Source organism: Gordonia sp. L191 (assembly GCF_030077625.1).
Lineage (GTDB): Bacteria > Actinomycetota > Actinomycetes > Mycobacteriales > Mycobacteriaceae > Gordonia > Gordonia polyisoprenivorans_A.
Genome location: NZ_CP125996.1, coordinates 1,197,446 through 1,216,139 on the forward strand (window position 1 = coordinate 1,197,446; position 18,694 = coordinate 1,216,139).

General features: G+C 68.2%; 19 protein-coding genes. 14 read left to right on the top strand and 5 right to left on the bottom strand.

Annotated elements, in window-relative coordinates:
* Positions 1 to 79 precede the first annotated feature (79 nt).
* Complete coding sequence (locus QNM97_RS05275; protein WP_283821884.1) at positions 80 to 2,053, top strand: sugar phosphate isomerase/epimerase and 4-hydroxyphenylpyruvate domain-containing protein; 1,974 nt, start codon at positions 80 to 82, stop codon at positions 2,051 to 2,053.
* A 25-nt stretch (positions 2,054 to 2,078) separates the two neighbouring features.
* On the opposite strand, the gene QNM97_RS05280 is transcribed toward QNM97_RS05275, so the two are convergent.
* Both QNM97_RS05280 and QNM97_RS05285 read right to left on the bottom strand, forming a co-directional pair.
* The gene (locus QNM97_RS05280) at positions 2,079 to 2,609 is read right to left on the bottom strand and encodes a TM2 domain-containing protein (RefSeq protein WP_283821885.1); all 531 of its coding nucleotides are present in this window, start codon (positions 2,607 to 2,609) and stop codon (positions 2,079 to 2,081) included.
* An 88-nt stretch (positions 2,610 to 2,697) separates the two neighbouring features.
* Positions 2,698 to 3,792 carry an alpha/beta fold hydrolase gene (locus tag QNM97_RS05285; RefSeq protein ID WP_283821886.1) on the bottom strand — a complete coding sequence of 365 codons (1,095 nt, stop codon included), beginning with the start codon at positions 3,790 to 3,792 and terminating at the stop codon, positions 2,698 to 2,700.
* A gap of 197 nt (positions 3,793 to 3,989) precedes the next feature.
* Here QNM97_RS05285 and QNM97_RS05290 point away from each other — a divergent pair, with 197 nt between their 5' ends.
* The gene (locus QNM97_RS05290) at positions 3,990 to 4,637 is read left to right on the top strand and encodes a DedA family protein (protein ID WP_283821887.1); all 648 of its coding nucleotides are present in this window, start codon (positions 3,990 to 3,992) and stop codon (positions 4,635 to 4,637) included.
* Between the two features lie 43 nt (positions 4,638 to 4,680).
* Here QNM97_RS05290 and QNM97_RS05295 read toward each other — a convergent pair whose 3' ends face one another.
* Positions 4,681 to 6,291: an AAA family ATPase gene (locus QNM97_RS05295; protein WP_283821888.1), complete on the bottom strand. Its 1,611-nt coding sequence runs from the start codon at positions 6,289 to 6,291 to the stop codon at positions 4,681 to 4,683.
* A 378-nt stretch (positions 6,292 to 6,669) separates the two neighbouring features.
* Here QNM97_RS05295 and QNM97_RS05300 point away from each other — a divergent pair, with 378 nt between their 5' ends.
* The 12 genes from QNM97_RS05300 to ahcY all read left to right on the top strand — a co-directional run bounded on the left by QNM97_RS05300 (position 6,670) and on the right by ahcY (position 16,683).
* Positions 6,670 to 7,014, top strand: a complete 345-nt coding sequence (locus QNM97_RS05300) for a hypothetical protein (RefSeq protein WP_283821889.1) — start codon at positions 6,670 to 6,672, stop codon at positions 7,012 to 7,014.
* Positions 7,015 to 7,019: 5 nt separating this feature from the next.
* Entirely contained in the window at positions 7,020 to 7,334 is a 315-nt protein-coding gene (locus QNM97_RS05305; RefSeq protein ID WP_283821890.1) for a YbaB/EbfC family DNA-binding protein, read from the top strand.
* Positions 7,335 to 7,410: 76 nt separating this feature from the next.
* A complete protein-coding gene (locus QNM97_RS05310) occupies positions 7,411 to 7,719 on the top strand; it encodes a type VII secretion target (RefSeq protein ID WP_283821891.1) in 309 nt (102 codons plus the stop codon).
* A complete protein-coding gene (locus QNM97_RS05315) occupies positions 7,716 to 9,080 on the top strand; it encodes a hypothetical protein (RefSeq protein WP_283821892.1) in 1,365 nt (454 codons plus the stop codon). The genes QNM97_RS05310 and QNM97_RS05315 overlap by 4 nt, the downstream gene beginning before the upstream one ends.
* Before the next feature lie 34 nt (positions 9,081 to 9,114).
* Positions 9,115 to 9,432: a PE family protein gene (locus QNM97_RS05320; protein WP_283821893.1), complete on the top strand. Its 318-nt coding sequence runs from the start codon at positions 9,115 to 9,117 to the stop codon at positions 9,430 to 9,432.
* Positions 9,433 to 9,532: 100 nt separating this feature from the next.
* Complete coding sequence (locus QNM97_RS05325) at positions 9,533 to 10,531, top strand: PPE domain-containing protein (protein WP_283821894.1); 999 nt, start codon at positions 9,533 to 9,535, stop codon at positions 10,529 to 10,531.
* Positions 10,528 to 11,361 carry an ESX secretion-associated protein EspG gene (locus QNM97_RS05330; RefSeq protein WP_283821895.1) on the top strand — a complete coding sequence of 278 codons (834 nt, stop codon included), beginning with the start codon at positions 10,528 to 10,530 and terminating at the stop codon, positions 11,359 to 11,361. Before QNM97_RS05325 ends, QNM97_RS05330 begins: the two co-directional genes overlap by 4 nt.
* 114 nt (positions 11,362 to 11,475) lie before the next feature.
* On the top strand, positions 11,476 to 11,793 hold the full coding sequence (locus QNM97_RS05335; RefSeq protein WP_283821896.1) for a WXG100 family type VII secretion target: 318 nt from the start codon (positions 11,476 to 11,478) through the stop codon (positions 11,791 to 11,793).
* 144 nt (positions 11,794 to 11,937) lie between these two features.
* Entirely contained in the window at positions 11,938 to 12,240 is a 303-nt protein-coding gene (locus QNM97_RS05340; RefSeq protein ID WP_208792098.1) for a WXG100 family type VII secretion target, read from the top strand.
* A gap of 179 nt (positions 12,241 to 12,419) precedes the next feature.
* Entirely contained in the window at positions 12,420 to 13,367 is a 948-nt protein-coding gene (locus QNM97_RS05345) for a cation diffusion facilitator family transporter (protein WP_283821897.1), read from the top strand.
* Positions 13,368 to 13,484: 117 nt separating this feature from the next.
* The gene (locus QNM97_RS05350; protein WP_208792096.1) at positions 13,485 to 15,032 is read left to right on the top strand and encodes an APC family permease; all 1,548 of its coding nucleotides are present in this window, start codon (positions 13,485 to 13,487) and stop codon (positions 15,030 to 15,032) included.
* A 178-nt stretch (positions 15,033 to 15,210) separates the two neighbouring features.
* Positions 15,211 to 16,683: an adenosylhomocysteinase gene (gene ahcY, locus QNM97_RS05355; protein WP_079930613.1), complete on the top strand. Its 1,473-nt coding sequence runs from the start codon at positions 15,211 to 15,213 to the stop codon at positions 16,681 to 16,683.
* A gap of 109 nt (positions 16,684 to 16,792) precedes the next feature.
* Here the strand turns inward: ahcY and QNM97_RS05360 are convergent, their stop codons facing one another.
* Both QNM97_RS05360 and QNM97_RS05365 read right to left on the bottom strand, forming a co-directional pair.
* Positions 16,793 to 17,899 carry a hypothetical protein gene (locus QNM97_RS05360; RefSeq protein ID WP_283821898.1) on the bottom strand — a complete coding sequence of 369 codons (1,107 nt, stop codon included), beginning with the start codon at positions 17,897 to 17,899 and terminating at the stop codon, positions 16,793 to 16,795.
* A gap of 83 nt (positions 17,900 to 17,982) precedes the next feature.
* Entirely contained in the window at positions 17,983 to 18,612 is a 630-nt protein-coding gene (locus QNM97_RS05365; RefSeq protein WP_283821899.1) for a dTMP kinase, read from the bottom strand.
* Positions 18,613 to 18,694: the final 82 nt, after the last annotated feature.

The window sequence follows — 18,694 nt, forward strand, 5'->3', positions numbered from 1 at the left end:
GCAGTCGAGTGAACAGCCGATCCAATGAACTATCTGGTACATTTCTCTCATCGTGTCCCGGATCACAGGAGGCCATCCCATGTCGCAGGCCCGCACCGTGCAGACCGCTGTGGACGACGCGCCTGGATCGGCACTGCCGCTCGACGCCCGAACGTCGATCGCGACGGTGTGCCTGTCGGGAACTCTGGGCGACAAACTCCAGGCCATTGCCCGCGCCGGCTTCGACGGGGTGGAGATCTTCGAACCCGATCTGATCGCCGCCCCGGGCCGGCCCGCCGAGTTGGCGCGCGCCACGGCCGATCTCGGACTGACCATCGACCTCTATCAGCCGTTCCGCGATCTCGACTCCCGCGACCCGGACCGCTTCCGGCGCAATCTCATTCGCCTCGAGCGCAAGTTCGACGTGATGGACGACCTGGGTTGCGACCTGCTGCTGGTGTGTTCGTCGCCGTTGGCGTCCGCGGCGTGTGATGACGGACTGCTGGCCGAGCAGCTCGCGACCGCGGCGCGCCTCGCCGGCACGCGTGGCAAGCGCCTGGCCTTCGAGGCGCTCGCCTGGGGGCATCACGTCAACGACTATCGACACGCGGCCGCCATCGTTGCCGCCGTGGATGATCCGGCACTCGGTACCTGCCTGGACAGCTTCCACATCCTGTCGCGCGGCGACGATCCGTCCGGAATTGCCGACCTGCCCGCCGACTCGATCTTCTTCCTCCAACTTGCCGATGCCCCGCGGATGGCGATGGATCTGCTGCAGTGGAGTCGACATCATCGGTGCCTGCCGGGTCAGGGCAACTTCGATCTCGCATCGTTCACCGAGCATGTCGTCGCGGCGGGCTATCGGGGCCCATGGTCGTTGGAGGTGTTCAGCGACGTCTTCCGTCACGCAGACCCGGTACGTACCGCTCGCGATGCGCACCGCTCGCTGCGATACCTCGCGGAGCTCGTCGATGCCGGCCGCCCCGGATCATCCGAAGGTACTGCACCGCAAGAAGACCCGGAGGTCGAGACACAACGGCCCGTCACCGGCGGCGTCGTGTCGATCCGGGTCGCGGCCGGACCGACCTCGGCGCCGCAGCTCGGTGAGGTCCTCGGCGCCATCGGCTTCGATCTGAGTGGAGTCGACAGCTCCACCGGCCTGCAGCTTTACCGCGATGCCGAGCTGGCCGTCGTTGTCGATCCGACCGTCGGCACCGTCTGGACGTCGCCGGGTGCGCCGGCCGACATGCCGACCATCGCGCAAATCGGTTTGCGCAGTGCCGAGCCGCAGGCGTGGGCGGCACGAGCCGCAGAGTTCGACGTGCCGGTCGCACCGATTGCGGCACCCGGGCCGTCGTCGAAGCACGAGGGCGCAGGGGAGGTCGTGCGACTCGACGTCACCGACACCCTCGCCGTCGACCTGCGGCCCGCGCTGTCGGCGGGCACCTGGCAGCGACATTTCGATCTGGTGCCGCGCGAGCCCGCCGCGGTCACCTCGCTCTACACCGGGGTCGACCACATCGGCATCGGCATGAGTCCCGCCGACTGGGAGGCGGCAATGTTGTTGCTGCGCTCGGTGTTCGGCATGACGGTCGAGGAGGGGCTCGACGTACCCGATGCGGTCGGGACGATGCGATCGCAGGCACTGACATCGGCAACCGAGAGCGGTGAGCCGATCCGTCTCGTCGCCTCCCTGGTGCCCTCGCGACTCGACGGACGCGGCCCGCTGCGACGGCGCGGCGGACTGACCCATGCGGCATTCGCCTGCGCCGACATCATCGCCACCGCCCGCGCGTGCCGCTCCCGCGGCCTCATCACATTGCCGATCCCGGAGAACTATTACGACGACCTGCGAGCGCGCTTCGATCTCGGCGCCGATCGGATCGACGCGCTTCGCCGCTACGACATCCTCTACGACGCCGACGAAACCGGAGGCGAGTTCTTCCACTTCTTCACCCCGACCATCGCCGACGATCTGTTCTTCGAGGTGGTCTGCCGACGCGGGGGATACCGCGGGTACGGGGAGGTAAACTCGCCGGTGCGGGTGGCCGCAGCGCTCGCCTTCGACGCCTGACCGGGCGCGAGGGACGGGCCGGTGCTCAGCTGCGGAGCTTGCGTCCCTGGGGATCGCGGACGCTGCCGACGAACATCATGATGGCGTCGACGAGGACCCAGATGCCGACGCCGGCGATCACCAGCCAGCCGACGATCAAGAGAATGACGCCGAAAGCCGCACCGCCACCGGAGTTGCCGCCCGCCGCGATGCCGGCGATCACGACGCCGATGACCATCAGTAGCCATCCGCCGATGTTGCCGCACAACTGGATCACGGCGATCTTCATGTCGCCGATGTAGAAACGACCGGCGGCGAAGCCCCCGAGGAACAGCTGCAGCAGGCCCGCGGTCAGCTTGCTCTTGTCCGACAACGGTTCGCCGGTCGCCGGGTCGACGTTGAAGTCGCCATATCCGGGCACCCCACCGTAGGCGGGATACGGGGACTGGCCGGGCACTGCGCCGTACGGCTGGGATCCGTAACCCGGCTGGGATCCATAGCCCGGCTGGCCTGTGCCATATGGCTGCTGACCCTGACCGCTGTTGCCCGGATACTGCTGATAGCTCATGCCGATCATGCTCTCACGGGTGTGGGCGTCTGGGGAGGCGAGCGTAGCTCACCCGACCGACACCTCGTCCCGCTCGCACGTCGTCCCGGCTCGCACGTCAGGTTGCGCTGCGCTCGTCCTCGATCGCATCGAGCACCGCCTCGACGGTGTCCTCGTCGCCGACGAACTCCTCCGGCCGGGCACCGCCGGTGGACATCAGTTGCCGCCAGTTCTGCGGATCGAAGTCCACCGGCTGGGTGCGCTCGAGGAAGCTGGTGATCACCTGCACGAAACGCTCGGGGTCGTCGTGGAACGGGAAGTGACCGGCGCCGGGGAACGTCGCCAACTCCGAATGCGGGATCGCCGAATGCCCGATCAGCGCATGCTCGTACGGGATGACGGTATCGAGCTCACCCCACACGAACAGCACCGGAAGGCGCTCGGTCAGATAGCAGCGATCGAGCATCGTCACCGCCTGACCACGCCAGTCGACCACCGCGCGCAGGGTGCGCAGGAACGCCGCCTGCGCGTGCGGATCGGCGAGATCGCCGAGTACGCGCAGCAGATCCTCATGGTCGTTGAGCGCCCGGCGCGGTGAGATCTCCTGCGGCACACCGGGAAGGTGCGGAAGACTGACGAGTGCCTTCGCCACGCCTTGCAGCGCGGGCATCACTCCGGGTACCCGCAGCAGCGTCAGGACCTCGTTGACCACCGGGAGCGTCACCAGCCGCAACGCCGGATTGACCTCACGCGTCACACCGCCGGCGGCCACCAACACCAACCGCTCGACGAACCGGGGGAACTGGTAGCAGAACTGCATGGCGACGCCGCCGCCGAGGGAATGACCGACGACGGTCACCTTCGTGACACCGAGGACGACGAGCAGATCGCGCATCCCGTTGGCGAATGCCGGTACCGAATAGTCCGCGCGCGGTTTGTCCGAGCGGCCGTGGCCGAGGAGGTCGGGCGCGATGACGGTGTAGTGCTGGGCGAGCATCGGGATGACCTCGTCCCACGTCGAGGAGTTGTCCCCGATGCCGTGGATCAGCAGGAGTGCCGGACCGCTACCGGCGATGCGGTACGCGCGGCGATAGCCGTGGATCGTGTGGTATTCGATCCGGACCTCGGTGTCGGAGACGGGCCGCAGATTCGGCGTGGACGAACCCGCCGTCTTCGTCCGGCCGGAGGTCGGGGGAGGCTGGGTGGTGGACACGGTCGGCTCCTAGAGGTCACGTCGTCGTGAGAGTCGGCGGGCTGGGGTCGAGCGCGGTGGATTCGCGCTGCATGTTTACGACCGAGTAAACCCCACATGGGCACGCTCTGCCCAGCATGTTGCATCGAGTTAACGTGGGCATCGACACCCCGTCGGGCGGGAGCCGGTGGTGCTCGCAGCACCTAGGGTGGACCGTGATGAACCCCTTCGATGTCGACTCGTTCCTCGCCACCGGCGGCGTCATCGGCCTGTGTGTGCTCATGTTCGTCGAGACCGGCATCCTGATCGGGTTCCTCTTCCCCGGCGACTCGGTACTGTTCACCGCCGGCGTGCTTGCCGCACAGCCGAATCCGTTCGCCAAAGTGTGGTGGCTGTGTCTGGTGGTACCGCTGGCCGCGGCGGCCGGCGATCAATGTGGCTATTTCCTCGGTCGGCGTCTGGGCCGATCGGTGATCGAGGGCCGGATGATGCGCGCGGTGGGACCCGAGTACGTTGAGCGCACCCATCGCTACTTCCAGCGCTACGGCCCGCTGACGGTGTTCTTCGGCCGGTTCATCGGAGTGGTTCGTACACTGACGCCGTTGGTCGCCGGGTTCAGCGGCATGCCGCACCGCGTGTTCACGCTGTTCTCGCTACTCGGCAGCGTCGTATGGGCGGACGGATTGATCCTGCTCGGCTATTTCCTCGGGCAGGTGCCGTTGATCCGCGACCATCTCGAGGTGTTCATCATCGCCTCGATGCTCACCGTCGTGATCCCGATGGCCGTGGGCATCACCCGGCGTTGGCTGGCGCACCGCCGCGAGCGCGCAGAGGCGCTCGTCACCGGTGACCCCGACACCGACTGACCATCGCCTGCGGCCCGGTGCCCGGGGTTGCGTCCGGCCCGGTTCAGCCGTAGAACGGTTCCTCTCGACGAACCGTCGGCGCGAACTCGTCGGCGATGGTCGCGGCGAGCTCAACGAACGCCAGCCGGGTGGGCTTGCCGACGAGTTCGAGATCGACGTCGGCGCCCTCGGCGAGATGATCGTCGAACGGGATCGTCTGCACCGCACGGCATCGCGTCAGGAAATGCTGACCCAATTGGTCGGTGTCGATGGTCGACGAACCCGGGCGGGACGAACTGAGCACGACGACAGCGCGTGACACCAGGTGGCCGTATCCGTGGGCCTCGAGCCAATCCAGCGTGGCCGAGGCGCTGCGGGCGCCGTCCAGTGCCGGCGACGAGACCAAGATGATGGCGTTCGCCAGGTCGAGCACGCCGTTCATCGCCGAGTGGCTCAGGCCGGTTCCGCAGTCGGTGATGATGATGTTGTAAAAGCGCTGGAGGATGGTGACGACACCGCGGTATTCGTCCTCGCTGAATGCTTCGGCCATCGCCGGATCTCGTTCGGAGGCAAGAACTTCCAGGCGCGACGGCGCCTGTGAGGTGTGGGCGCGCACATCGCTGTAGCGGTAGACGTTGTCGTCGGAGAGCAGATTGCGCACCGTCGACGCCGTCTGCTGCGGGACACGCTGAGCCAGTGTCCCCAGATCGGGGTTGGCGTCGACGGCGATCACCCGGTCGCCGCGCAGCGAGGCGAAGGTCGAACCCAAACCGACTGTCGTGGTGGTCTTTCCGACGCCACCCTTCAGCGAGAGCACCGCGATGCGATAGTCGCCGCGAACCGGTCGGCGCAACCGCTCGAGCAGCTGCTGATACCGGATCTCGTTGGCGGAGTCGCCGGGATTGATGGTGCCGGCCGAGATGGTGTGCACCGCCCGCCGCCACCCGCGAGCGGGGGCTCGGCGAGCCTTGCGTAGCAGGGCGACCTCGTCGAGGGCCGGTCCCTGTTGCGGCGACCCGAATCCCATCGGCGGGGCGTACCCGTTGTCCGGCGGCGGGGCGTACCCGGATGGGGCCGGCGGCATGTGCGGTGGCGTCGGCGCGCCGGGAACCGGACCGGAGGGTAGAGGGCCGGTCGGGTAGGGACCGGGTGGCATGGTGCCGGGTGCGTACCCCTGCGCGGACGGGTCGAAACCGTTGGGCGCGTAGGGGTTTGCCGGTGCAGACTGGTTGTGCTGGTGCTGCTGGGGCGCCTCGTACTGTGGTGGTGTCTGGTACCCGGTTGCCGGGGGAAACGGCGTGTGGTGAGGCTGCGCCGGTGTCGCAGGAGTGGGGGAACTCGGCGGCGCGGGGTGCTCCGGCGGTGCATCGGTGGGTGCTGGAACGGCCGGCGCCGCGCTCGTGGGTGCTGCGGCATCGCCCGGGGCCGTGGAGCCCGTCGGCGACGGAGGGGACGGCGAGGGAGGGATCGGTGGCCGGTCGGCGCCGAAGCCGGCAACGGGCTCGTCCGGCGCTTCGGTTCCGTGCGCTGGTTCGGTCGGTGCCTCGCCGGTCCGCGGTGCGTCCCCGGGCGGCCCGAACTGCAACCACGGTGGGGTTGCGGGCATCATCGCCGCCGGATGTCCGTTGTTCTCGTGCGTCATCGATTCCCCCTGCAAGGTGATTCCCGGTGACATGAGTCCGCCTGCTTTGCGGGACGGACGTCACCACGCTCGGCAGTGTACCCATGGGTGTCGGATCGTGAATGGTGAGCGTCACGCCGAGCAACAGTCCGGGTCGGGGCCCGGTGACCACGGAGCATCGGGCGAGGCCCGGCACATCTAACGGGTACCGACGGTCCCGGGTTATCCCCAGACATCACGCGCAAACCGGACACCGCATGTGATCTGTGGCATCATCTCAACACCGTCAGCGGAGGTCACCGGCAACGGGTCGAAAAAAGATCCGATCGAGTGGAACCCGAACCGGTCCCGCTGCGTCCAATCATGACATCGCACATCGGCGGCGGAACGGACGCCGCTGCGATACAGGGAGTAACCGACGTGGGAGGGTCGATGACCGGCGAGGATTTCGGTGGAGTCGAGGAGACATCCTCGGCGCGATCGCGGGACGGGGCGATCTCGGTGATCACGACGCCGGCGGGCCTGCCGCTGGCGGTGCGTATCGACGACACCCAGCTGCGTAAACATCCCCAGGTCGTGGCCGACGACGTCCTCCGGTTGTGTCAACAGTCGGCGATGGCATCGGCGATCCGGTTGCGTGCCCGGCTGCTCGAGTCCGGGACGCCGTCGGAGGTGGTCGAGTCGCTCGGTCTGCCCAGGCCCGACGATCTGGCTGATGCCGAGTTGCGTGACGACGACGAGGCCGATGCGCCCGCGTCCTGGCTCAGGTCGGTGTGAGCGCGATGAACTCGGCGATGGACGAACTCGAATCCCGTGCGGCAGCTCAACTGGGCCGTCTGCACGACTTCTCCGACGAGCTGGCGCGGATTCGGGTCCGGGAGAGCTCTGCCGACGATCTGATCACCGTGGAGGTCGATGGCTCCGGGGCGATGACGGGGTTGTGGCTCGCCGACGGGGCGGGCGAGCTCGGCGGTGCTCGCCTCGGCTCCGGGATCGTGGCGACGGCCATGCTCGCCGCCCAACGAGCATTAGCTCGCCGAGCGGTGATGACCGAGGACTTCACCGCGTCGTTCGCCGAGCTGGTGCAGTCGCGGTGAGGTCGACGAGTGTGGTGGGCGTCTATGGCATGGCGACGAGTGACCTGACGATAGATGAGATGGCAAGGGGGAGAGCATGAATCATGTGACGGTGACACCGGAAGTCCTCGAGGGCTTCGCGGCGACCAACGCCGCGATCGGTACTGCGGTGGCGGCGGCCGGCTCGGTCAACGCCGCCGCGAACACGGCGGTCATGATCCCCGTATTCGGACTGATCGGGCAAGAGTTTCTCGCGGCATTCATCGCCGCACAGGCCAATCACCTGTTCGCGGTGGGCAACCTGGCCGCCGTCCATGCGGCGACGGCCGCGAGCGCGCTCGGCGGTCTCGCCGAATTCGAGGCCGTCGATGCCACCTCCGCCGCGACCCTACGGTCGGTGCTGTGAGTCAACCTCTCGCCTCCGGGCAGCCCACCTCCGGGCCGCCCGAGTTCCCGGCGCTCACCGAGATGTCGGTCAACGACATGATCGCGGCGACACCGCTCGGACCGATCCTCGACCGGCCGGTCGGCGACGTGCTGGCAGGGTTGGGACTCCCGCCGCTGCCCGAGTTCCCGCCGCTGCCACCGCTTCCGGGGCTACCGCCATTACCGGTCATCGACGTCGGCCTGCTCGTCAAACCGATCACCGATCTGCTCGGCAGCTTCGGGACCGGCGACCTGTCGGCGGCCGACTTCGATCCGACGGTCATCTTCCAGGGACTGTCCACGATGCTCGAGTCATCGATGTCGATGGCGCAGGCCGCCCTGAAGATCGCCGACGAGGTGTGGGGTGGTCAGAGTGCCGTGTCGGCCGCTGCGAAGACCGGCGAGGCGAGCGTCAACAGTGGGCAGCTTGCAGTCCAGGGCAGCGGTATGTCCTTCGACATCCAGGCCGCCGCCGGCATCGTCGCCGCGGGTGTGGCAACGCTACAGGCCATCCTGGCCGCCACGATCGCCAAGATCACCGCGGCCGTCTCGTTCACCGGGCCGGCGGCGTTGCCCCTCGCGGTGAGTTTGGCCGGCCTCGGATTGTCCGAGGCGACCGCCGCCGTCGCGGCCACGCGGGCTCAATTGCTGGCTCCGACAACCCATATGACCGTGAACGGAGCGCCGGTGGCCGTCACCAATGCGCCCACCGGCGCAGTCGGCGCCGCGCAGTCGCCGTTCGCCCTGGCCGGTACCATCCTCGACGCGGTGTCCCCGGTGGTCTCCACGGCCACCGAGATCCCCTCGATGCTCACCGCACCACTGCAGCAGGTGCTGGCCGCCGGCGATACGGCGGTCCGGCCGGCGGCATATGTCGCTCCGGAGGATGGTGCCGGTGGGCCGTCCGGGCCCGGCGGCGGCCCGGCCGGTCTGGCAGCGATGCCGACGGGCGCCGGTGGTGCCGGCCGTGGCGGTGGCGGTGCCGGTGGTGCGGCGGTCACCGCGCCGCTGGGCGCGGCCCGCTCCGGGATGCCCGTCGTCGGGGCCACCGAACCGGCGAGCTACACCCCAGCCTCCGCGGCGCGTGCGGTTTCGGGGACCGCCACCCCGATGCCGGCATCGATGGCGCCCATGGCCGCCGCCGGGGCCGCGCGCGGGGCCGGGGCATCCGACGACACCCACGAGGTTCCGGACTATCTGGTGACCGAGGACAACGGAAGGCAGATGGTCGGCGGCGTCGCCGACGTCGCTCCCGCAGTGCTCGGTGCCGACGCCGACCCGGAGACCCCGCCCGACATCGAATTGCGACTCGGTCCGGCCGGGCCGCTCTCGCCCCGATGAGTCCAGTTCTCGGCACCGTCAGAGAGGCCATCCGATGACACCGTCACCCACCAGCGGCAATCTTGATGTGGATCCGCATGAATTGTCCAGGGCCTGCACTGATCTCGAACGTCTGGCGCTGTCCCTGGAAGAAGCGGTCGGACGACTTGCCCCGGAGGCCGCCGTCGACGCCCCCGGTCGAGACGAGGTGTCGGTGACCACCGCGGCGTCGGCCACCGCAGTGGCCGGGCGCTTCGCCGAAGACGCGACCTCCGGCATCCGACAACTGCGCAACATCGCGGCGATGCTGCGGTCCCACGCCGGTGGCCTCGCCGACGCCGACGATCAGGCCGCGTCCGGCCTGCGGACCTGACGACCGCCCCCCGGACACGGCGACCGCTCGACCATCCGAACCCCATCCGTAGACCGTCATCCCGACCGACCCACCGACCGAGCAGCCGAGAGGAGTGGGCATGACCGGATTCACCGGAGTCCTCTGGGACACCCGTACCAGTCGCCGGCTCGCGAGCGACCTCGTCGAGGGACCCGGCGCGGCGCCATTCGCCGACGCCGCGATCGCGTGGGGTGCGTTCGCCGGTGAGTTCGCCAGGGCCGCAGCCGAATACGGCGCCGTCCTCACGCGACTGCGGGCCGACTGGGAATCCGGCGCAGCCACCGAAGCCATCGACCGTCTCGCCGGTCTCCTCGGATGGCTGACCGACATGGCAGCGCAGGCCGCCGAGGCTGCGGCGGTGACCGAGGCGCAGTCGCTCGCCGTGTCGGTGGCGCGCCTGGCGATGCCGAGCACCGCCGAGGTCGACCTCGCCGACACACTCGCCCACGGTGCGGCAGTGGTCGCCTCGGTTGCGCCGATCGCCACTGGGGCGGCCGCGCATGCCGAACGCGCGGTCCACGATCAACGGATGCGCGCGGCGCGGGTGATGGAGGCCTACGAAACCGCCGCCGAGCCGCTGGCACAGCCGTGGCGAGCTGCCCACGCCGCACCACAACTGGTGCCCGACACCCCGCCGACGACCGCGCCCAGCCGACCTCCGCAGGCTCACGCTACCGCTGCCACCGCGGGTCACGGGTCCGCCTCGACCGCGGGAATCGTTGCGGCGACGATGCTCTCGGCGCCGACTCCCCGGGGCGCGTATACGCCGACGATGGTGGCCGCGGCGCCCACCGGGTCGCCCACGACGGCCACCACCGCCGGCGCGGGTCAGGCGGGATCGGGGACGCCCGGCGCGCCGTCCGCGGTACCGCCGCCCATGGCGCCGATGACCTCGACGGCATCGATGGGCGACCGCGTGGTCCGCGTCGACACCCAGGCGCAGGTCGAGACCGGGCAGGCCGAGGCATCCCCACGCCCTCCGGAAACCTGGGCGGAGGTCGCCGCACAATCGAGCACGGCGCTCGACCCCCGATACGTCGAGCAGACCCTCACCCTCGACACCGGGAGGACGCCATGATCGTGACCTCCACCGATTCCCGTCGCCTCGAGATCGCGGTGGTGCGCCGACTCGGGCAACGATGCGGGGTCACCACCTGGCCCGTGGTCCTGGATCTCCGGACACCGGCGGCCGACGGTGCGCGCGACGAGACCCGAGGCATCGCCCGCGACCTTAACGATCCGGACAACGCCACCCTGGACCGCGTCATCGCGCAGGCGGGACTGTTCGACAGCAGCGGCCCCACGCTGTGGGCCGATACGGTGCTCGGGGTGCTCGCCCACCCGGACCGCGAACTCGAGATCCGAGGTTTCGCCACCGATTCGACGGTTCGTGCCTGCGTGGCGCGGCGCGGGCACGACCACGTCCTTGCGGTGCGCCGAGGTGATCACGTCGAGCTCGCCGTTCTCGACGTGCGCGACACCACTGCTCTGGCCGGCGTCGTTCGCGCGATGTGCGGCCCGCATGACGCGCTGGACTTCACCGAGACCAGCGTCCCCACCCGCGAACTGACCGAGAGGTTCGGTCACTGCGCAGACGCTCCCGGTGTTGTTGCGGCACTGCGTGCATGGGGCGCCACGGCCGCCGACGCCACCCGGGTGGCCGACGCATTGCTGTCCTGCGACGTGCGGTGGGAGATCGTGGCCACCTCGCGTGCCGACGGCGTTCTCACCCAGACTTCTGGGGCCATCGGGATCATCGACTCGCGTGCGGGTCGAATTCTGATGGGCCTCAGCAGATCTCCCGACGACAGATTGTGGACCACCATCACCCCGGGGACGGGGCATCGGATCGGTGCGGCCGTGGACCGGTTGATCGACACCCTGCCGGGACAACGGTGGTTCCCATGAGTCGACGGGACTTCCCCATCGAGATCTTCGCCGGGGGACATCAGCGCCTGTCCGCACGGACAGCGCTTCGGGGGCATCGCGACGACGGTGCCGACATCTATGAGGAGGAGCACCATGAATCTCGATGGAGCAGTTGACGTCGACGTCGAATCAGGCTTGGCCACAGCACAATCGGTCTCGCAGATCGTCGACGACATGCAGGGGGTGATCAGGCAGATCGCCACCGCCGCATCGACGGGCGTGTCCAGCTGGAACGGCCGGGCGTCCAACGCATTCGACAACATCCACACCGACTGGAACTCGTCGGCGACGGCGCTCAACGCCGCGCTCGACGACATCCGCACCCAGCTGACCGCAGGTTTCAGCGGCTACGACGACCAGGATTCTCAGGCCGCGGGTGGCTTCGGCGCCGAGGGGCCGCTGCGTCTGTAGGCCCGGTCGCACCGGCGCACCCCGCCACCGACCTCGTCGACCACCGCTGTGCTCGACCACTACCGGGCTCGACCACTACCGGGCTCGACCACTACCGGGCTCGACATATCTGATCACGACCACATCTGACCGAAAGGACTTCCCATGTCCGGGAGAATCAAGTACGACTTCGGCGCCCTCGGCGACCTCGAAGGGGGACTGAACGCCCAGTTCGGCCGCCTCGAAGAACTGGCGTCCCAACTGAAATCGCAAGTCGCCGCGCTCGATGGCAACTGGCGTTCGCCCGATGCGAAGCAGGCCTACGACGCCGCCCAGCAGAACTGGGACCGCGTGTTCACCCAGGCCCGCGACCAGCTGCTCGGCATCCAGCGCGGCGTCACCAATGCGCGGACGGTGATGAACGAGACCGACACCTCGATCGCACGCGGCTTCGGCGGGCTGGTCTAGCCCTCCGAGACCGGCCCGGGCCACACCTTCGGTGCCGCGGGGGCTCCGGCACCGAAGGTGCCCGTCGGCGCCGGTGATCTCGGCCGTGTCGATGGTGGTGTCACCGCGGGCGGTGATGCCCTAGAGTTCGCGATGTTCGCACGTCGTGCCGGGTTCCCGGCGAATGGGAGGATCAGCTCGTGTCCGCCGAAGGTTCCAAGAAAGCGATCGTCGCCGCTCTGGCCGCCAATGCCGGTATAGCGATCGCCAAGTTCGTCGGTTTCGCCGTCACCGGCTCGTCGTCGATGCTCGCCGAGGGCGTGCACTCGGTCGCCGACACCGCCAACCAGGGTCTATTGCTACTCGGGCAACGACGAGCCGCCCGCCGGGCCGATCGGCTGCATCCTTTCGGGTACGGACGCGACCGATACTTCTACTCGTTCATCGTCGCGCTCGTGATCTTCGCTCTCGGTTCGCTTTTCGCGCTCTACGAGGGTGTCGAGAAGATCATTCACGCCCACGATCACGGGCTCGAGTCGCCGCTCGTCGCGGTTGTCATCCTGCTCGTCGCGATCTGCCTGGAGAGCTACAGCTTCGCCACCGCATTCCGCGAGTCGCGGCCGTTGAAGGGGTCGGCGAGCTGGTGGCGGTTCATCCGCAACTCGCGCAACCCCGAACTGCCCGTCGTCCTGCTCGAGGACAGCGGAGCCCTCATCGGTCTCGTCCTCGCCCTCGGCGGCGTCGGCTTGACGATGGCGACCGGGGATGCGATCTGGGACGGCATCGGGACGGTCTGCATCGGGGTGTTGCTGGGGGTCATCGCGATCGTGCTCATCGTGGAGATGAAGAGCCTGCTGATCGGGGAGGGCGCCACCGAATCCGAGGAGTCCGCGATCATGGCAGCGCTCGCCACCGACGGCGTCGACCGTGTCATCCACATCAAGACCCAGTACCTCGGCCCGGAGGAGATGCTGGTGGCCGCGAAGATCGCGATGCCGCCGAACGCCGACCTGCAGACCGTGGCCCGAACCATCGACGCCGCCGAGACCAGGGTGCGTGTCGCGGTACCGCAGGCCCGCATCATCTACCTCGAACCCGACATCGACCGCAGCGATCCGCCGGCCCGATCCGCACCGAAATCCCGGTAAGTCGTGATCGCGTCGATTAGCGTCTAGCCCACCGCAACCAGTCGGCACCGTGGTGGTCGTTCTCGCCGATCGGCTCGAACCGCACACGGCTGCACCAACAAAGAGAGGTCGAGGCGAATGGCCAACCCGCTGACCCGGGTCAAGTCCGTCGAGCAATCGATGGCCGACACCGACGAGCCCGGACACCAACTGCGCAAGAACCTGACCTCATGGGACCTGATGGTCTTCGGGGTGTCGGTGGTCATCGGAGCAGGTATCTTCACCATCACCGCGACCACCGCGGGCAACAAGGCCGGCCCGGCCATCTCACTGTCATTCATCATGGCCGCCATCGCCTGTGCCCTGGCCGCCCTGTGTTACGCCGAATTCGCCTCGACCGTGCCGGTCGCCGGATCGGCGTACACCTTCGGCTATGCGACCTTCGGCGAGTTCCTCGCGTGGATTCTCGGCTGGGATCTGATCCTGGAGTTCGCGGTGGGCGCCTCGGTGGTGTCCAAGGGCTGGTCGTCCTACCTGGGCAGCGTGTTCGGATTTTCCGGCGGCACAGCCGATGTCGGGTCGGTGACGATCGACTGGGGAGCGATGATCATCGTCGCCGTGGTGACCGCACTGCTGGTACTCGGCACCAAACTCTCCTCGCGGGTCAGCGCCGTCATCACGGCCATCAAGGTGGCCGTGGTGCTGCTGGTGATCGTCGTCGGGTTCTTCTACGTCAAGTCCGCCAACTTCAGCCCCTTCATCCCGCCCTCGGAAAGCGGTGCCGGTGCCGAGAAGTCGGTCGACTCGTCGCTGTTCTCGTTGATCACCGGCGGCGGCGAGAGCTCCTACGGCTGGTACGGCGTGCTGGCGGCGGCATCGATCGTCTTCTTCGCGTTCATCGGATTCGACGTGGTCGCCACCACCGCCGAGGAAACCCGTAACCCGCGCCGCGACGTTCCCCGCGGAATCCTCGGATCGCTGGCGATCGTCACCGTCCTCTACGTCCTGGTGACCATCGTGGTGACCGGAATGGTCAGCTACACCCAGCTCGCCACCAGCGCCGGTGACGGCAAACCCAAGAACCTGGCCACGGCGTTCGCGCTCAACGGGGTGACGTGGGCGGAGAAGACCATTGCCATCGGCGCTCTCGCCGGTCTGACGACCGTCGTGATGGTCCTGATGCTCGGCCAGTCGCGGGTGTTGTTCGCGATGTGCCGCGACGGGCTGCTGCCCCGCGGTCTGGCCAAGACGCATCCGCGTTTCGGTACCCCGGCCCGGCTCACCCTGCTGATCGGACTGGTGGTGTTCATCGTCGCCGGCTTCTTCCCGATCGACAAACTGGAGGAGATGGTCAACGTCGGGACGCTGTTCGCGTTCATCGTCGTGGCGGCGGGCGTGATGATCCTGCGCCGCACCCGGCCGGATCTCGATCGCGGCTTCACCGTTCCCGGCGGACCGATCATCCCGGTCCTGGCCATCCTGGCCTGCATCTGGTTGATGCTGAATCTGTCGGCACTGACCTGGATTCGGTTCGTCATCTGGATGGTGATCGGGGTGGCCGTCTACTTCCTGTACGGCATGCGCCACTCGATGGTCGGCAAACGTGAACGCGGCGAGGTCGAGGGCGTCGACACCGTCGCCGCCGGTGCCGCGGCGTCCGGAGGTCCCGACCTGTCCAAGGAGTGATCTGCCCGGGGGGAGGGGCGCCCGGTGGCGTGGCACGCGGCCCTCGACGCCCACGCCCCGCGGCCCGCTGACGGTGTCGGATAGCCTGGTCCTCAGATCTCTTCGTCGTGTCCCGATGGGCGCACCCTGCGCCCGCCGGTGTCACGCGACGAGCCACACCGACTCCGAAGGGGACCAGATGACCATGGTGCAGAACGACGCACCGCAGGCAGACTCCATCAACGGCATCGACTTCAAGGTTGCCGATCTCTCACTGGCCGACTTCGGCCGCAAGGAGATCGAACTCGCCGAACACGAGATGCCCGGCCTGATGTCGCTGCGGCGCGAATACGCCGAGGTCGCCCCGCTCAAGGGCGCACGGATCTCGGGGTCGCTGCACATGACCATCCAGACCGCGGTGCTCATCGAGACACTCGTGTCGCTCGGTGCGCAGGTCCGGTGGGCCTCGTGCAACATCTTCTCCACCCAGGACCACGCCGCCGCCGCAATCGTCGTCGGTCCGCACGGCACCCCCGACGAGCCCAAGGGCGTCCCGGTGTTCGCGTGGAAGGGCGAAACGCTCGAAGAGTACTGGTGGGCTGCCGAGCAGATGCTCACCTGGCCCGACGAGCCCGCCAACATGATCCTCGACGACGGCGGCGACGCCACCATGCTGGTGCTGCGAGGTGCCGAATTCGAGAAGGCCGGGGTCGTTCCGCCCGCCGACGAGAACGATTCCGCCGAGTACAAGGTCTTCCTGGACCTGCTGCGGTCGAGTTTCGAGGCCGACAAGACCAAGTGGTCGAAGGTCGCCGAGTCGGTCAAGGGCGTCACCGAGGAGACGACCACCGGTGTGCTGCGGCTCTACCAGTTCGCCGCCGCCGGCGACCTGGCGTTCCCGGCGATCAACGTCAACGACTCGGTCACCAAGTCGAAATTCGACAACAAGTACGGCACCCGCCACTCGCTCATCGACGGCATCAACCGCGGTACCGACGTCCTCATCGGTGGCAAGAAGGTCCTGATCTGCGGGTACGGCGACGTCGGCAAGGGCTGCGCGGAATCGTTGGCCGGGCAGGGCGCACGCGTCCAGGTCACCGAGATCGACCCGATCAACGCCCTACAGGCGCTGATGGACGGCTTCGACGTGGTCACCGTCGAGGACGCGATCTCCGGGGCCGACATCGTCATCACCTCAACCGGTAACAAGGACATCATCCTGCTCGAGCACATGAAGCAGATGAAGAACCAGGCGATCCTGGGTAACATCGGGCACTTCGACAACGAGATCGACATGGCGGGTCTCGAGCGTTCCGGCGCCAAGCGGATCAACGTCAAGCCGCAGGTCGATCAGTGGATCTTCGACGACGGCCACTCGATCATCGTGCTGAGCGAGGGCCGGCTGCTCAATCTCGGCAATGCGACCGGTCATCCCTCGTTCGTGATGAGCAACAGCTTCTCCAACCAGGTCATCGCGCAGATCGAACTGTGGACCAAGAACGACGAGTACGACAACGAGGTCTACCGGCTGCCCAAGCATCTCGACGAGAAGGTCGCCAAGATCCACGTCGAGGCACTCGGTGGCACGCTGACCAAGCTCACCAAGGAACAGGCCGAGTACATCAACGTCGACGTCGAGGGCCCCTACAAGCCCGAGCACTACCGCTACTGAGCGCACTCCCACCGACGAACGCTGCCCCGCTCGAAAGATCGAGCGGGGCAGCGTTTTTCGTGAGTGAGTTCTGCGTCGATGCACTTCCCGGCGCTGAGCCGACGTGTCCTCAGGCGGTGATCGCGGGCTCGGCGCCCGGGCAGTAATACCAGGACGAGTTCTCGCGTTCGAAACTCACCGTGGCCTCCTGGCTGCTGCTGCGTTGCGATCCCACCTCGATGTGAGTCTGGATCGTCGACTGTGCAGTGTCGCCACTGACGGAGTTCACCCGCAGTTGCTCGAGCACCAGATTGCCCTGCTGTGTCGGCGCCTGTACCGACGATCGTGCCGCGCTGCAGACCGCGGCCTGCATCCCGGCGACGTTGCGGGCGTTGGCCGCGGCGATGTAGCGCTGCATCGCATCGGCAATGGCATAGGCGGTCGACGGGTCGACCGCGGACGTGCCGTCGGTGTCCGGGGCGCTCTGCGTGGGGGCGTCGGTGTCGGGTGTGGTGCTCGCGCTCCCACCGCCGGGCGTCGACGGAGCGGTCGACTGCGCACCGGTGGCGACCGTGGTGTCGGTGCTGCTGCCGGTGTTGACCACGATCAACGTCACCGCGAGTGCCACGATCACGACGACCGTGAGCACGCCGGCGCCGATGGCGACGAGCGCGCCGGTGTTACGCGGGCCACCCGGCGGACGTTGCCCGCCACCGGACATACCCGGCCCGAAGCCGCCACCGGGCCCGATCGGACCGGCGGGCCCGAAACCGCCACCGGGATGGCCACCCGTCGGGAATCCCGGGCTCGCAGGCGGACCGTATGCACCGGGTACCGAGTGAGGCGGCACCGAGTGAGGCGGCAACGGCTGAGCCGGCTGCTGGTACGGAGGTGGCAATGGAGGTGAAAACGGTTGGGCGACCGGGGGTTGGGTGACCGGGGGTTGGGCCGCAAAGGGTTGCGACGGCGGTGCCGGTGGGAATGCGGCCGATCCGGGCGCCGGTGACGGTGACGGTGCCTGCGGTGGCGGAGCCTGTCCGCCGGCTCCTTCGGCACCCTGGGTAGTCACCGGGTCGGCGGTCATCGGGTGGGTCGTCATCGTGCGGGTCGGCATCTGCGCGGGCGTCGGAGCCGGTCCCGCACCGGGAGTGGCCGGGCTGGCGGACTCCTCGGGCGTGGGTGCCGTCTGCGCGGGTTCCCGTGATGCATCGCCACCATGGGGCGGCGGATAGGTCATAAGTCTTCCTCGCGACGTGGGTGCAGCCAGGCTATCGGACCGCGTGGGGCGGCGTCGGCGCGCGTCATTCGGGTCGTCGACCCTCAGCCGAGCAGGTCGATCAGTGCCTCCGGGGCCGCGTCGGCGACCTCCGTCCACGGCGAGGCCCACTCCGACCGGGCCAGCTCGCGATACGTGGCATCGACGCGGCGTTGCAGATCCGCATCGCGCTCGTAGTGATCGCGGGGGCGTGTCGGGTCGCCGGCCGACCGCGCCTGCGCGCGACTCATCGCGACGTCGGCCGCCACGGCGAGGAACAAGGTGTGGTCGGGTCGGGGGAGGTCGAGGCGCCCGAATTCGAGGTCGTGCACCCATTGGACGACCTCTCCGTCGGCGGGTTGCGCGAGACGCGCGGCACTGTAGGCGGCGTTCGACGCGACATAGCGGTCGGCGACGACGATGTCGTTGCTGTCGATCGCGGCCCGGATGTCCGGGGCCGCCGCCGATCGGTCGAGCGCGAACAGCAGGGCCATCGCATACACGCTCTCGCGTAGATCCCCGTGCTCGCCGTGGAGTGCCTCGGCCGCGATATCGGCGAACAACGACTGGTGATAGCGCGGGAAGGTGACCGTGGCCACGGCGACACCCCGCTCGCGCCATCGCTGAACCAGTCCGGTGACCAGCGTGTTCTTACCGGCGCCGTCGAGTCCCTCGACGGCGATGAGTCGACCCACCTTGTGCTCCTGTGTGATTGACCGGTTGCCTGTGCGGCTGCGACATCGGCGTCGGCACCGCGTGTCCGCGTGACCACTCTGC